Origin of the sequence: Peribacillus sp. NPDC096448 (assembly GCF_044762675.1) — a bacterium.
Classification (GTDB): Bacteria; Bacillota; Bacilli; order Bacillales; family DSM-1321; genus Peribacillus; species Peribacillus frigoritolerans_B.
On record NZ_JBIWEU010000004.1, the window covers coordinates 347,177 to 362,555 of the forward strand.

Consider the following 15,379-nt stretch of genomic DNA (forward strand, 5'->3'; position numbering starts at 1 on the left):
GATAAAAATGGGGAAAATCATACAGCTTGATGAGGCTTTATCTAATAAAATCGCAGCTGGAGAAGTTGTTGAACGCCCAGCCTCAGTCGTTAAGGAACTAGTGGAAAACGCAATAGATGCAAACAGTACCATTATAGAGATTGAATTGGTGGAGGCTGGACTTGGTTCCATTCGGATCGTGGATAATGGCGATGGGATTTTGGCTGATGACATAGAAACGGCATTTAAACGTCACGCCACTAGTAAAATAAAAGATGAAAATGATCTCTTCCGAATCCGAACACTTGGCTTCCGCGGTGAAGCGATGCCCAGTATTGCTTCAGTTTCCCGTTTTGAAATGAAAAGCAGCACTGGCGAAGGTGTAGGAACGCGCATACTTCTTGAAGGAGGAATGGTTAAGGAACTTGAGGCTTCATCCAGCCGTAAAGGAACGGATATCCTGGTTTCCAACTTGTTTTATAATACTCCTGCAAGGTTGAAATATATGAAAACCATTCATACCGAGCTAGGAAACATTACGGATGTCGCTAACAGGCTCGCCCTTTCACATCCGGATGTTTCTATACGGTTAACACACAATGAGAAGCGTATCCTGCATACGAATGGTAACGGTGATGTCAGGCAGGTGCTAGCCGCAATCTATGGTGCGAATATTGCCAAAAAGATGATTCCGGTTCAGGCAAGTTCCTTGGACTTCAAATTAACCGGATATATCGTCATGCCCGAGATCACCCGGGCTTCGAGGAATTACATTTCAACCATGATAAATGGCCGCTTCATCAAAAACTATGCGCTCGTGAAAGCAATCCTGGATGGCTACCATACACTTCTGCCGATTGGGCGTTTTCCAATTGCTTTGTTAAATATTGAAATGGATCCGATTCTTGTCGATGTCAATGTACATCCATCCAAAATGGAGGTAAGGCTCAGCAAGGAACAGGAATTGTACAGTCTTGTATCGGAAACGATCAAATCTTCGTTTAAAAGGATGTCTCTAATACCAAGCGGATATACACCAACAGCAAAGTCGGAACAGGTGAAAAGTGAGCAAACCACTCTGGAATTGGATCATGTTGTGGAAAATGGCAAGCGTGTTCTTGAAGAAGCCAAGAAAGAAGCTTCACTCTTGAAGGATACCCTGATTCGGGAAAAGCAGGAACAAAAGAGTAATGTGGATCATTTCAATCTTGAACCAATAAAGGAAATAATCTATAGCAATGAACAGCAGCAAATGGAAGATGTCTATGTACCGGTCTTACAAGATGATGAAAGCAAAAATTTCGAGTCGGCCGAAAAGTATACAACCTACACTGTCGAACAAGAGGAAGAAATCGAGGCGAAAGAACCGGACAGCCGAATCCCTCCGATGTACCCGATTGGGCAAATGCATGGAACATATATTTTCGCCCAAAACGAAAAGGGTTTGTATATCATAGACCAGCATGCTGCCCAGGAACGGATCAAATATGAATATTTTAAAGAAAAGGTCGGACGTGTTGAAAACGAGCTACAGGATATGCTTGTTCCCATCACCCTTGAATTTTCAACGGACCAGTGTATCCGGATAGATGAATATCGTCATGAGTTGGAAAAAGTCGGCGTCTATTTAGAAGAGTTTGGCTATAACGCCTATATTGTCCGATCGCATCCACAATGGTTCCCTAAAGGAATTGAACAGGAAATCCTTGAAGAAATGATAGAACAATTGCTATCGATGAAAAAGGTCGACATCAAAAAATTGCGCGAAGAAGCAGCCATCATGATGAGCTGTAAAGCCTCCATAAAGGCTAACCGTCATCTGCGCAATGATGAAATCCAAGCACTATTGGATGAACTGAGGCGGACAACAGATCCCTTCACATGCCCTCATGGAAGACCTATCATCATCTCGTATTCCATTTATGAAATGGAGAAAATGTTCAAACGGATCATGTAATTAAAAGCAATGGAGAACCATTATGTAATGGGATTCTCCATTGCTTTTTTAGTTAAATGACAAAAAAATGACCACTTTTATTGTTCCATGCTCTTTTTTATTATAGCTTTTGAAAAGTTTTCTGCCGAGAAGTCCTGTTTATTCTGAGCTTTTGAACGTCCTAATCTTTCTGATACCACTTTAGAACTTCTCCAATCACCAACATTATAGTTGCATGTGTATGTCGTAAATAATTGAATCTCTTCATTTCATCATGCATATTTAGAATTTATATAATTTTACTTCCCAGGATTATTACTTGATATTATCAATACTCATTTTTATTGTATCTTTGCAATATGCGAGTCAAATAAGTAAATATAATTGGATATCATATTTGGTTAACATATCGATAATAAATATAGTGTGATTTTTAAATATATATCACTAGTTGGCGAGTAGGTATATAGAATGATATTGTTTACATAAAAAGAATGATGAAGCAATGTTTGTTAATGAATGTAAAGTGTTTGCAGTGTTAGTGTTCATATCCTTTGTATTACCGAAAGGCGCAAGTGCAGAATGTGGGGGAACTGGTACACGCGCTATTCCATTGTCAGAAGTTAGAAAAGATGGTTTAAGAAAACTTGGTTTTAACTATTTTGCTTTATAAGTAGGTGATTTTTTCAGGGCGAGATGAGTCGGGAGGTATATAGTGTTGGTATTTTTCTTCTTCGATAATCAAAATGAAAACGAAATGGAAACTGAGCACCTTAGAGAACTCATGTTAAAATGGAAAAACAAATTCCAGAAAGATGCAAAGAAGCGGACAATTGAATTTTATAGAACTGGATTTAGCACGTTCCCTTTATGGATAAGAGAAGTTCTGAGCCAAACTGTTGCTATAGGGGCAATTTGAGAAACTCTTATATTATAAGAAGAAACTCGGTAGAATATATAGATTGAATATGGATAATTGTATTGGATGGCCACCATAATGTAAGGTGTGGGGTGAAGTAAATGTATCACTTTTAAACGGGTCATAAAAAGCAATGGAATCCCTATGTAATGGGGGCATCCATTGCTTTTTTCGATTCCGATTTATTAGCCGCAATCCATGAAGTTATAAAGGCCCTTGAACAGGGTTGATCAAGTTCCCTTACTTATCTTCAATAATAATAATACGGGGGATTGGGCTGGACTTGATAGTTGTATGCCGGGACAGTATACCTTTGGTTTTCATAATGAATATTATATTGCGGATATTGCTGCATGTCTTCTTCGGCTGCTCGATGGCAGTTGGCTGGCGGGCCGATGAATGTTGAGGGTTGAACGGGTGCAATTGCTTTTTTCCATTGGTTTTCATCCATGCAATAAGTATGTGCCATTATATTTGCAGGCGTCAATTTCAAGATATCCGAACCGAGGATAACCTCAGGTGTTGGTGCATTAAAAATGGCGAGCAGATGAGTATTATCCGCATTAGCCACTTCATAATGCCACCAACCTTGTGGGACGTTGGCTACTTGACCAGGTTTAATGGGGTAATTTTGAATTTGCTTTGTAAATGGATTCAGTAATGAAACGGTTGCCGCTCCAGAAATGCAATACACTAGCTCTGCTGCATTTTGGTGATAATGCGGTTCTACGACATTGTCTGTACTAAGGTAAATATCTAATAATGAAACATTTTCGAGGGTGTTTAATTGTTTAACACCTAATACATTAATATAGTTTTGCTTGTCTTTTTTCATGAAATTGCTTTTATTGACATCGAAAAAGAATTGTGTGGATGGTGAAGTATAGTCCATATAGGATACCATGAATTTATCATTCCTTTTTTAAGACTTGATTTTTCAGGATATGTTAAATCTCATTCTATTGTGCAATAACCCAGTGCGTTATTTGCCTATGGAGCTGATAAGGGGTGCTGATGATACTGTCATTGAATGAATGATAGGCAGTGACATCGTGTAACGTATCAGTCATTGTTATTATATCAATATTATTTTATATGTTTTAAAACCGAAACTACTAATCTGATTATTGGATATAATCAAACTTTTAATAAGCAGAATTTCTCCATTGCGTAACTTTAAATTACAGTGATATAATGTTCTCTGTGATTTTAAAGTTTAACATAGGAAGTGGCTAAATTGTCGAACAATTCAAAAGAGAGTAAATTCGTCCCGTACGTCTCTGCATCTAAATCTCTACCGGAATTGACTGCAACTGCAATCATTCTAGGGATCATTCTTGCAATCGTATTCGGGGCGGCAAATGCATACTTAGGCCTACTTATTGGTTTAACTGTCTCTGCTTCTATACCCGCGGCGGTAATTTCAATGGCCATATTAAGAGGGGTTTTTCGCAGGGATTCAATATTAGAAAACAATATTGTGCAAACGATGACCACGGCAGGTGAGGCTATTGGTGCCGGTGCTGTATTTACCATTCCCGCATTATTCATGTGGGACATGGACGTGAGTCAAGCATTCATCATTTTCGTTGTATTAACTGGGGGATTTTTAGGGGTCTTCATGATGGTTCCCCTTCGCCAGCTTTTGATTGTAAGGGAGCATGAAACATTACCTTATCCAGAAGGCACGGCATGTGCCGAGGTCCTGAAGTCAGGGGAAAAGGGCGGTACAAGCGCCAAGCTAATCGGAGCCGGTTTGGTTATCGGCGGGGTTGTTAAAGGGCTTGGTGATGGGTTTAAGCTTTTCAAGACAGAGGTTGAAACAGGGATCACGAATTTTAAAAATGCAGTGGTTGGTCTTGATGCCTTTCCTTCCCTTTTGGGTGTAGGTTATATTATTGGACCGCGTGTTGCAGGACAAATGCTAGGTGGGGGGTTATTGGCCTGGGTCGTTCTAATACCGGCCATCAGCTTTTTTGGCGGAAACAACGGAACAGCCATTTTCCCTTCAGATGTACCGATCGGTGAATTGGATGCATGGGGAATTTGGGATAATTATATACGCTATATTGGTGCTGGTGCCGTTGCAACTGGCGGATTGATCACTTTGATCAAAACATTACCAATACTTTTCAGTTCAGTTATTGATACTCTTAAAGGCGTAAAAGCAAATAAAGGACAACTAAAATCGGGTTCTATACGTACAGAACAAGACATACCGGCTAAATACGTTTGGTTGGGAACGATCATCGTAATTTTAATCATTGCTTTCACACCTATAACAGATGTAGGAATCATCGGTGCGATTGCAATCGCGATTTTTGGATTTTTATTCGTGACAGTGGCTTCAAGGGTTGTTGGAATCGTCGGCAGTTCTTCTTCCCCTGTTTCTGGAATGACGATAGCCACTCTATTGATTGTAGCGATCGTCTATAAAGCAACTGGTTTTACTGGTACGACTGGAATGGTAGCCGCGTTAACCGTCGCTGCGATCATTTGTACAGCACTTGCGGTTTCAGGTGATGTTTCTCAAGATCTTAAAACAGGATATATCGTCGGCGGAACACCATGGAAACAACAAGTTGCCATGATGATCGGTGTTGTTGCGTCTGCTTCTGTCATTGGTTTTATCCTGGTTCTGATGGATCACGCATATACGATGGGTTCTGCAGAACTGCCTGCACCTAAAGCGGCGCTTATGAAAATACTTGCCGAAGGTGTTCTAGGTGGAGATTTACCTTGGACTCTAATCTTTATCGGTGCGGCTATTTCCATTACATTAGAGTTTTTCGGTCTGAATTCACTTGTTGTTGCTGTTGGCATTTACTTGCCTGTTCATACTAGTGCCCCAATCATGATCGGTGGATTTATCCGATTCTTCGTTGAGTTCTTCTCGAAAACTAAAGAAGCACTTAAAGCACGGGTTGATAGAGGTGTATTATTTGCCTCTGGTTTAATAGCAGGTGAATCATTGATTGGTGTTCTTATTGCCATATTGATCGCAGCAGGTGTCCAAGTTCCGGCTGCGGCTAAATTAGCCAGCAATTTGCTGCCATTCTTACTATTCCTTGCTCTAGCTGGTTTGCTTTGGTTCGTATCCAGCAAAGGGAAAAAAGAAGATGCTTCGTAAACGCCAATCAAAAAAGAGAAACCTGTTAACCATGGTTCCCCTTTTGGAAAGACGCGTCACAATGGTACAAGAATCTTCGGAAGCAACTTTTTTGGTCATTCAAAGGACCAATTTTGTGGAACGAATTACAATTCGTTTCTTTAAACAACCGTCAGTCCGTAAAATCAAGCTTGATAAGTTTGGGGCATATGCCATTAAACAGATGGAGTTCCAGAGCAATGTAAATCAGATTTCTGAAGCGATGAGTGAACATTTTGGTGAGGAAGCAGAACCAGCCTTACCTCGGTTGATGAAATTTCTGGAGATTCTTGAGACTCATGATTGGATCATATGGAATGATGAAGAATAAAAATGAAAAAAGCTGGAGCTCTTTTGGATGCTTCAGCTTTTTTCTGTTTTGAATTTAGTAAACAAAATTATCATTGGTTTACGACATTCTTAAACTTGGACTATGAGTATAGTTATTTGTAATGACTTTATATGTGTTGTATTCTTTTACTGTTAGTCATGATTAATGATTATGTAACTAAAGCAAAATCCAAATGATTGTCTGGACATTCATATAACAAAACCTTACCCTGGATAAGATGACCTTATCCGGGGTTTTAGTTAAGAAGACCCTATATTTAAAAAACATGAAGCAGGTGCATATAACAATGGAAGAAACGAATTATGATGAAATGCTGAACATCAGGACGGGAGGTGAACAAAAAAAATTCAATGATTCTTTGCATTATCACCGATACGAACCTACGCCATACAGCGCATTAGAACTTTTATTCAAAAAATATCCACTGAAAAGAAATGATCGCATTGTGGATTTTGGATGCGGTAAAGGACGCTTGAATTTTTTGATCCATCACTTATATCAATCATCTGTGGTTGGCGTGGAGATGAATGAAAATTTCTATAAAGAAGCGATCGAGAATCTGAATGGCTACATGAAGAAAAGGAAAAACAACAATAACAATATAGAATTCCACTGTTGCTTGGCAGAAGAATATGATATTGATACGAAAGACAATCGTTTTTATTTTTTTAATCCGTTCTCGGTACAGATTTTCATGAAAATCATCAATAACATTTTGCTTTCCTTTGAAAAAGAACCGCGCCAAATCGAACTGATATTATATTATGCTTCACAGGATTATATTTTTTTCCTCGAAAATCAAACCGCCTTCGAACTGAAAAACGAAGTGATGTTACCTGGCTTGACTGAATCGAATCCATTTGAGAAATTCGTCATATACCAACTGTTAAATTGAATGGATATTCGTTTTTTTGTGATAAACAAGTAAATATTAAAAGCACCCAAGCTATCTTTCATTGATGCTTGGGTGCAAAGAGTGAAGCCAATAAAGGTGCTTAATTTAAAGCATATTGTGAATTCTTTCGGGGCTCATATTGTTTTTCTAAATAAATTTGATGCCAAGTCATAAACGTCAAAATGGTCCAGAGCTTCCGGCTGTTGTCCGCTTTATTATTTACATGGTTTTCAAGTAATTTCATGATCTGCGCTTTGTTAAAAAGATAGTCAGTCAAGCTTTCCTGGATTAACCTTACTGCCCAATCGTATAATTCATCCTTTAACCAATGGCGTATCGGAACAGGAAAGCCTAGCTTCTTTCTGCTCCATACATGTTCCGGCACTATCCCGCGGGCAGCTTTTCGGAGCATGTATTTGGTCGATCCATTTCTCACCTTTTGATCCATATTAAGTTTTGAAGCTGTATTGAAAACGCATTTATCCAAAAAGGGAACTCTCACCTCTAAAGAATTCGCCATGGACATTTTATCTGCCTTCAATAAAATATCACCTTTTAGCCAAGTTTGAATATCAATGTTTTGCATTTGGGTTATGGGATCATACCCTAAAGAACTTGAATAGATGGGATTTGTCACTTTCTCATTTTCTAAACCGTTGAGATAATTCACAAGTATTAGTTTTTTCTCTTTCTCGCCGAATATGTTTGCGTTCCCGATATATCGGTTTTCTAAAGGTGTCACTCCACGCTCTATAAAACTCTTTCCTCTAACACCTTCTGGCAAAACAGAGGAAATCGCCTTCAACACTTTGTTCAATGGTGTTGGTAAATAGGAAAACATGCGCAGGGAATGGGGCTCCCGGTATATATTATATCCGCCGAATAACTCATCTGCCCCCTCACCGGACAAGGCGACCTTGACGTGTTTTTTAGCTTCCCGTGCGACAAAATATAGTGGAACGGCAGCGGGGTCCGCTAGAGGGTCATCCATATGCCAGATGATCTTCGGAAGTTCCGCCAAGAATTCTTCAGGACTTATGATATAACTTATATTTTCTACATTTAATGCGGCTGCTGTTTCCTGTGCAACGTTTATTTCACTATATCCATCTCTTTCGAACCCAACAGAAAAAGTTTTAATCTTTGGGTTAATCTCTTTTGCGATGGAGCAGATAAATGATGAATCAATCCCTCCCGATAGAAATGATCCAACTGGAACATCACTTCTCATATGGACGTTTACGGAATCCATCAGAGTGTCTTGTATTTCTTTTATGACTTTTGAATCTTCTATATTGGAAGGGTGAAAAATAGGTTTCCAGAACCTTTTTATATCCATTTTCTTGCCAGGTTCTTTAGTGAAGTAATGCCCAGGTAATAACTTTTCAATGTTCTTGGATAGGGTTGATGGTTCGGGAACATATTGAAAACTGAGGAAATGCTGTAATGAATTCATATCCAGCTCTTCATTCATGGCTGTTAAAATACTCTTTTTTTCTGATGCAAAATAAGTAACATCATCTTGCTCACAATAGAAAAAAGGCTTGATTCCAAAGTGGTCCCTTGCACCAAAAAGTTTTAGCTCGATTTTATCCCAAATGACAAAAGAGAACATGCCACGCAATTTCTGGACGGTTTGCTCTTTTTGGCTGCTAAAGAGGGCCAATATTACTTCCGTATCAGAATCTGTCGTAAACTCATATCCTTCATCAATGAGTTCTTTTCTTAGTTCAATATAATTATAGATTTCGCCATTGAAAATGATCCAATATCTTTCATTTTCGTATGAAAGCGGTTGGTTACCATTATCTATATCGATTATGCTTAATCTCCTAAATCCAAAATTCACAAACTCATCAAAGAAATATCCTTCATCATCCGGACCCCTATGGGTAATGATCGTGTTCATCTTCTTGATCGTTTCTTTCATATTTGAATTTATGGCTTCCGGATATTCTTGAATACATCCAACAAAACCGCACATAAAATCCACCTGCCTAATTAATTAATAGTAAGAGATTTCCTAGTAACTGTTATAAAGATTTCAAAAAAATAGGTATAAAGTTGAATACCAATCTAATAGAAGGGAATCTCCTAGTCTTTTCTAGATTAGGTTATTGTGATATATTTGTCAATTTTACTCATATAATGAATGTATTTGTAATTATGTAAATTTATACAAAAATATGCAACGAAAAGAGGCAATCGTTATGATTGCCTCTAGAAGAAAAACGGGTTTGCATGCAGTTTTTATTTAAAAAACGTTCCAGTTGATTGGAGCGGGTGTACGGGACACCTGCTTAGAAAAGCGCGTCCCAGGGGAGACCCCGCAGGCATAAAGGCGCAGAGGTCGGACCCGCCCGCGGAAAGCGAGTGCCTGGAGTGGAATTCAACGTTCCAATCTTACACCCCCCTAAAAAAAATCGAGTATGTCTACAGTCTAGGATGCCTTTATTAATAAGGCATCCGTCTTATTTCAATAGTTCCGCTCGATGACAAAGTGAGCACGATCGCCTCTAAAGAGAGTTTTAGAGAATTCAATGACCGATCCATCATTCTCATATGTGTAAGTTTCCAATGAAAAACAAGGTGAACCGTTCGGTACCTCCAATTTATCAGAAATGGAATCGTCGGCAAGTGAAAATTCCAAGTGTTCGACCGTCTTTTTTACTTTTAAATCGAATTGTGTTTCAAGTACTTTAAAGAGTGATTTTTCACAGGCTTCGATATTAAGCCCAGGTGTTTTATACCAAGGGAGAAAGGCTATTTCATATTGAAGGGGGATGTCGTTTACGTAACGTATCCTTTCCAGTTTGTTTACGGGGTCTCCAATATTTTGTTTGAAAAGCTTGGCAAGGGTAGCATTTGCTTCAATCACTTTTAAGCTAATGACCTTTGTAGAAGGGTTTTTTCCTTGCATCGTGACTTGTTCAGAGAACTTTTCAACCGTGCTTGTAAGAAATTGCTTGACTTTATTTTCCGAAACGAAAGTACCTTTACCTTGGACACGGTAAATATAGCCTTCGACGTTCAACTGCTGTAAGGCCGTGCGAACTGTTGTCCTGCTTACTCCGTATATTTTACAAAATTCGGCCTCAGTCGGTAATTTTGTATTTGTTTGATATTCGCCATTTTTTATGAGATCGATAATCGATTCCTTGACTATGGAATGCAATGCCGCTTCTTTATTCATGGTCTCCACAGTGATTCCTCCTATGTTCATTCCCAATATATACATATAGATTATCTCGGATAAGTTCAATAATCAACTTTAATTCACAAATTTGTAGTAACAAATTTAAAATTGTGTTGATATTTTTTTAATTTGTAACTACAATGTATGTATGGAGGCAATAATACCCATTTCATATAGCCTTTCAAGGGAAGTGATAAAAAAGTAACATCGATTATTATAAAAATACGGTTTAGTCTTACTTGAAAATACTGAATAATCAATCATTAAAAGGGGGGTAATTTCAATGAATATCTTATTATGTTGTTCTGCAGGGATGTCTACTAGTTTATTAGTTACCAAGATGGAGGAAAGCGCTAAAAAACAAGGGATAGAATGTCAGATATGGGCTGTGGGTTCTACAGAAGTGAACAATGAAATAGATAAGGCTGATGTGATTTTATTAGGTCCACAGGTTAGATACCTTCTTTCCAAGTTACAGGAAGCGGGGAAAGAAAAGGGAATTCCAGTCGCAACCATCAATCCGATGTTCTATGGACTATGTAATGGTGAAGAAGTACTAAAACAAGCCACTGCTTTAATAAAAGGAGAATAAGGATATGATGACTTTTATTGATAAGTATATTATGCCTGGGGCGGTAAAGGTAGGAAATAACCGGCATTTGCTTGCGATTCGTGACGCATTGATAGGAATGATAGCGATTACAATGATTGGGTCATTCGCCGTCCTGTTTAATAATCTTGGGCAAGTCATCAAGCCTTACGGAAGAATGATGGAGGCCATCTTCGGACCTGCATGGAATACGCTGGGAGGTGATATTTGGTTTGGAACCTTTGCATTCATGACGGTATTCGCTGTATTCGGCATCTCTTATAAATTGGCACGATCATACGGTGACGATGGTTTTGAAGCGATGCTGGTTTCCGCAGCCTGTTTCTTTTTATTATTACCTCAAATCGGAAATGTCACTTTAACTATCGATGATAAGGATGTTACAGGGGGGGCATGGGGTTTTGTAAGCGTGAACTATTTTAATGCTACAGCTCTATTTACAGGAATTGTAGTTGCCTTAATAGCCACTGAAATCTTTGTGAGACTTTCCTGGGTGAAATATTTAGTCATCAAGCTTCCTGATGGAGTACCTCCAGCGGTAGCCCGTTCATTTGCAAAGTTAGTGCCAGGTATGGCAACGATCTTTATTGCTGGAGTATTCGGACTGCTATTCCGTAAAGCTACGGATGGGCAGGTACTGAATGACTGGCTGAGCAAAGTGATTGTATCTCCATTACAAAGTGCAGTAGATTCATTGCCATTCGCTATTTTACTAGTATTTCTTGTTCATTTATTATGGATGATCGGTTTGCATGGACCCAATATCCTTGGCGGGATAACGACACCGCTTTTTGAAAGTTCGGGAGTGAAAAATATCGATTTATATGCACAAGGTGTCAAAGACATGGACCAATACGGGGTATTGGCGGGTTCTTTCCTGGATGCATTTGTTTATTTAGGCGGATCTGGTGCAACATTGGGCTTGATCATTGCCATGATCATTGCCGGTCGGAAACGGTATAAACAGATGATTGCACTCGGAGGGGCTCCAGGAGTGTTCCAGATTAACGAACCCATTCTTTTCGGATTGCCTATCGTTCTGAATCCAATGTGGTTCATCCCATTTGTTCTCGGCCCGGTAATTACAACGGTGATATCTTATATCGCAGTAAGCAGCGGAATGGTTTTCCCGATCGTTGCTAAGATTCCGTGGGTAACCCCTCCGATTGTGGGTGGATTCCTGGCCACAGGCGGGCATGTGTCTGGAGCGGTCCTGGCTGCAATCAACTTAGTCATTTCAACAGCGATTTATTTACCATTCGTTTATGCTCAAGTGAAGATAGACACCAAAAATAAAACAGAGCTTACAAAAGATTCAGAAACGCTAAACGTTTAAGAAAGTAGTGATGAAAATGGAAAAAGAAGAATTATACCAACTATCTTTTCAATTGATTTTATATAGCGGGAATGCGAGAAGCTTTGCAATGGAAGCGATGCAGGAAGCAAAGAAAAGGAATTTTGATTCTGCCCGCGTGAAAATAGCCGAAGCAGAAACGGAATTACTGCAAGCCCATAAATACCAAACCCAATTAATCCATGCTGAGGCAGGCGGGGACCATTTTGATCTTCCCATTATCCTGGTGCACGCACAAGATCATTTAATGACAGCGATGACTGTAAAGGATCTTGCAATTGAAATGATTGATCTACGCGAAGAATTCTTACATGCGGATGCTGTGAAGGAGAGGGCTGCTGAATGAGCAAGGGGTTGAAGATCGTCACGATTGGCGGAGGTTCGAGCTATACGCCTGAACTGATCGAAGGTTTCATCAAATATCATGAAGAACTTCCTGTGAGTGAAATTTGGCTCGTGGACATCGAAGCGGGAAAGGAAAAACTTGAAATTGTCGGGAATTTGGCAAGAAGGATGATTGAAAAAGCTGGTGTGAATATTGAAGTCCATCTCACGCTAGATAGAAAGAAAGCGCTTAAAGGCGCTGATTATGTAACAACCCAGCTGCGGGTTGGCCAGCTCGCAGCTAGGGCTCTTGATGAAAAGATTCCATTGAAACACGGAGTGATCGGACAGGAGACGAATGGACCAGGCGGGCTTTTCAAGGCTTTTAGAACGATTCCCGTCATTCTGGATATTGCTCATGAGATGGAGGAATTATGTCCGGAAGCATGGCTGATTAACTTCACGAATCCTGCGGGAATGGTAACGGAAGCAGTTCTGCGTCACAGTAATATTTCCAAAATCATCGGACTTTGCAATGTGCCGATTGGGATGGAACGAGGTGTTGCGGATTTGATGGATGTAGAGCCATCCAGAGTCCGGATCGACTTTGCTGGCTTGAACCATATGGTTTACGGCTTGGATGTATTCGTTGATGGCAAGAGTGTCAAAGATCAAATCATCAATTTGATTACGGATCCAGCTAAAGCTGTCACGATGAAGAATATCCATGCAATGGGCTGGGAGCCGGAATTCCTTAGAGCGTTGAACCTGTTTCCGTGTCCATACCACAACTACTATTATAAAACGGGAGATGTGCTGGCCCAAGAATTGAAGGATGCGGAAAAAGGGGAAACACGTGCAGAGGTCGTTCAAAGACTTGAAGCAGGTTTATTCGAACTATACAAAGACCAAGATCTGGCCATCAAGCCGCCGCAGCTTGAAGAGCGCGGAGGTGCGTACTATAGTGATGCGGCTGTGCGGTTGATTTGCTCGATGCATACGGATAAGCGAGATATTCAAGCGGTAAATACGGTCAACCATGGGGCGATTGAAGGCATCCCTTACGGATCGGCGATTGAAACCAGTTGCGTGATAACTAAGGATGGTCCTAAACCAATCAATGTAGGAGAGCTTCCTGTCGCTGTCCGCGGGTTAATTCAGCAAATCAAATCCTTTGAAAGGGTGGCCATCGAAGCTGCAATTTCGGGAGATTATGATACTGCGTTGCTTGCTATGACGATCAATCCACTCGTTCCAAGTGACCGGGTTGCAAAACAGATCTTAGACGAAATGCTGGAGGCACATAAAGATTATCTGCCGCAGTTTTTTGAAAAAAAGGAGTTGCAGGATCATTTATCATGATTGAAGTCCTAGTAAATGCAGATGATTTCGGGTTAACTAAAGCGGTGAATTATGGGATTTTGGATAGCCACAAATATGGAATTGTCAATTCGGCAACGATCATGATGAATGCAAAAGCAACGGAGCATGCGATTGAAATCGCCAAGAAGACAGCATCGTTGAAGGTAGGTATTCACTTAGTGCTGACATGGGGTAAACCTTTGTTGAGTGATGTTCCGAGTTTGGTTGACGAATCTGGTTTCTTTAAGAAGCAAGGTGCGGTATATGGGGATCCTGCCGGTATTTCCTTGAGCGAATTGGAGAGGGAGTGGTCAGCACAAATCGAAAGATTCTTGGAATTTGGTCTATTCCCGACTCATTTCGACAGCCACCATCATGTACATGGAATCAAAGCATTTCTACCGGTTATTAAAAAGCTGTCAGATAAATATGGGTTGCCAGTGCGTAATGCCGGAAGGCACTTTGCTGGGATTCAAACCGTTACAGATGTATTCCTGGATGATTTTTATGGAGAAATGGTGGTAGAAGATTACTTTCAAAACTTGAAGGGGAGGGTAATGGATGGGGAGAGTGTGGAGATAATGACCCATCCTGCTTATATGGATGAAGAATTGAAGGAAGTCTCCTCTTATAATGATAAACGCTTAAAAGAAACCAGGATTTTGACAAATGCAAAATTACCTGAGGGATTTTCCCTTAGATTCAGCATCAACCAAGTAAAGATTTGATTTCTTTAATTACAAAAAAGGGCCATTCATCACAAGATGAATGGTCCTTTTAAATTCTATGAGTGCTTTATCTTATAATTAATAAGCTAGGCTGAATAGGGCTTTGATGTGTGATAGGTAGCGAACATTACTTGCTTCTTTCATCAATGTAGCCGGCAGGCCTTTAAGTGACGTGTTATTGGCCCCGACGGTTGCCACCGCATCCTTACGGCCAAGGCTCGCAAGTGTACCTGAGTTTACAGGTGAAAATACTTCAAGTTTCTTGCCTTCAAAGGCTGCATATAGGTTGTATCCAACAAGCTCACCCATTTGCCAAGCATTTTGTGCAGTAGGGGCGTATGGACGGCCGCCTTCTGGAGGGAACGCAACGGCACTGTCCCCGACAACGAATACGTCATTATGGGATTTGGATTGCAAATACTCATTAACGGTTGCTTTGCCGCGATCCACTTCAAGGCCTGATTCGCCTACGATAGGAAGTGCCGCAACTCCGCCTGTCCAAACAAGCGTATTGGCAGTTATCGTTTGTCCGTCTTTCAATTCGATTTGATTTCCTTTAACACCCGTTACAGGCAG

At 40.2% G+C, this 15,379-nt stretch carries 15 protein-coding genes; 11 read left to right on the plus strand and 4 right to left on the minus strand.

The window, feature by feature from the left end:
• Window positions 1-7 precede the first annotated feature (7 nt).
• From mutL to ACIQ0C_RS10255, 3 genes are all read left to right on the plus strand, one after another.
• Window positions 8-1,936 (plus strand): DNA mismatch repair endonuclease MutL, encoded by a 1,929-nt coding sequence (gene mutL, locus ACIQ0C_RS10245; RefSeq protein ID WP_403059393.1) that lies wholly within the window; start codon window positions 8-10, stop codon window positions 1,934-1,936.
• A 484-nt stretch (window positions 1,937-2,420) separates the two neighbouring features.
• On the plus strand, window positions 2,421-2,588 hold the full coding sequence (locus tag ACIQ0C_RS10250; protein WP_403059396.1) for a hypothetical protein: 168 nt from the start codon (window positions 2,421-2,423) through the stop codon (window positions 2,586-2,588).
• A 42-nt stretch (window positions 2,589-2,630) separates the two neighbouring features.
• Window positions 2,631-2,834, plus strand: coding sequence for a hypothetical protein (locus ACIQ0C_RS10255; RefSeq protein WP_403059399.1), 204 nt, complete (start codon window positions 2,631-2,633; stop codon window positions 2,832-2,834).
• A gap of 250 nt (window positions 2,835-3,084) precedes the next feature.
• On the opposite strand, the gene ACIQ0C_RS10260 is transcribed toward ACIQ0C_RS10255, so the two are convergent.
• Entirely contained in the window at window positions 3,085-3,738 is a 654-nt protein-coding gene (locus ACIQ0C_RS10260) for a cupin domain-containing protein (protein WP_402839383.1), read from the minus strand.
• Between the two features lie 333 nt (window positions 3,739-4,071).
• On the opposite strand from ACIQ0C_RS10260, the gene ACIQ0C_RS10265 reads away from it, so the two are divergent.
• The 3 genes from ACIQ0C_RS10265 to ACIQ0C_RS10275 all read left to right on the plus strand — a co-directional run bounded on the left by ACIQ0C_RS10265 (window position 4,072) and on the right by ACIQ0C_RS10275 (window position 7,229).
• Window positions 4,072-5,964: an OPT family oligopeptide transporter gene (locus tag ACIQ0C_RS10265; RefSeq protein ID WP_402839381.1), complete on the plus strand. Its 1,893-nt coding sequence runs from the start codon at window positions 4,072-4,074 to the stop codon at window positions 5,962-5,964.
• Entirely contained in the window at window positions 5,954-6,313 is a 360-nt protein-coding gene (locus ACIQ0C_RS10270; protein ID WP_403059402.1) for a PqqD family protein, read from the plus strand. The genes ACIQ0C_RS10265 and ACIQ0C_RS10270 overlap by 11 nt, the downstream gene beginning before the upstream one ends.
• 307 nt (window positions 6,314-6,620) lie before the next feature.
• The gene (locus tag ACIQ0C_RS10275; protein WP_403059405.1) at window positions 6,621-7,229 is read left to right on the plus strand and encodes a methyltransferase domain-containing protein; all 609 of its coding nucleotides are present in this window, start codon (window positions 6,621-6,623) and stop codon (window positions 7,227-7,229) included.
• 100 nt (window positions 7,230-7,329) lie between these two features.
• Here the strand turns inward: ACIQ0C_RS10275 and asnB are convergent, their stop codons facing one another.
• Together asnB and ACIQ0C_RS10285 are read right to left on the minus strand one after the other, a co-directional pair.
• The gene (gene asnB / locus ACIQ0C_RS10280) at window positions 7,330-9,213 is read right to left on the minus strand and encodes an asparagine synthase (glutamine-hydrolyzing) (protein WP_403059408.1); all 1,884 of its coding nucleotides are present in this window, start codon (window positions 9,211-9,213) and stop codon (window positions 7,330-7,332) included.
• A gap of 492 nt (window positions 9,214-9,705) precedes the next feature.
• Window positions 9,706-10,422 (minus strand): GntR family transcriptional regulator, encoded by a 717-nt coding sequence (locus ACIQ0C_RS10285; protein ID WP_402839751.1) that lies wholly within the window; start codon window positions 10,420-10,422, stop codon window positions 9,706-9,708.
• Between the two features lie 286 nt (window positions 10,423-10,708).
• Between ACIQ0C_RS10285 and ACIQ0C_RS10290 the strand changes: the two genes are divergently transcribed.
• Genes ACIQ0C_RS10290 through chbG form a run of 5 tightly spaced genes read left to right on the plus strand, consistent with a single transcriptional unit; the run spans window position 10,709 to window position 14,803 of the window.
• On the plus strand, window positions 10,709-11,017 hold the full coding sequence (locus ACIQ0C_RS10290; protein ID WP_402839375.1) for a PTS sugar transporter subunit IIB: 309 nt from the start codon (window positions 10,709-10,711) through the stop codon (window positions 11,015-11,017).
• 4 nt (window positions 11,018-11,021) lie between these two features.
• Window positions 11,022-12,371 (plus strand): PTS sugar transporter subunit IIC, encoded by a 1,350-nt coding sequence (locus ACIQ0C_RS10295; protein ID WP_403059411.1) that lies wholly within the window; start codon window positions 11,022-11,024, stop codon window positions 12,369-12,371.
• 16 nt (window positions 12,372-12,387) lie between these two features.
• Complete coding sequence (locus tag ACIQ0C_RS10300; protein ID WP_402839372.1) at window positions 12,388-12,735, plus strand: PTS sugar transporter subunit IIA; 348 nt, start codon at window positions 12,388-12,390, stop codon at window positions 12,733-12,735.
• The gene (locus tag ACIQ0C_RS10305) at window positions 12,732-14,075 is read left to right on the plus strand and encodes a 6-phospho-beta-glucosidase (RefSeq protein ID WP_403059414.1); all 1,344 of its coding nucleotides are present in this window, start codon (window positions 12,732-12,734) and stop codon (window positions 14,073-14,075) included. The genes ACIQ0C_RS10300 and ACIQ0C_RS10305 overlap by 4 nt, the downstream gene beginning before the upstream one ends.
• A complete protein-coding gene (chbG, locus tag ACIQ0C_RS10310; protein ID WP_403059417.1) occupies window positions 14,072-14,803 on the plus strand; it encodes a chitin disaccharide deacetylase in 732 nt (243 codons plus the stop codon). The genes ACIQ0C_RS10305 and chbG overlap by 4 nt, the downstream gene beginning before the upstream one ends.
• Before the next feature lie 78 nt (window positions 14,804-14,881).
• Here chbG and ACIQ0C_RS10315 read toward each other — a convergent pair.
• Window positions 14,882-15,379 (minus strand): NAD(P)/FAD-dependent oxidoreductase (locus ACIQ0C_RS10315; RefSeq protein WP_403059420.1); only part of this gene is annotated, 498 nt, incomplete at its 5' end.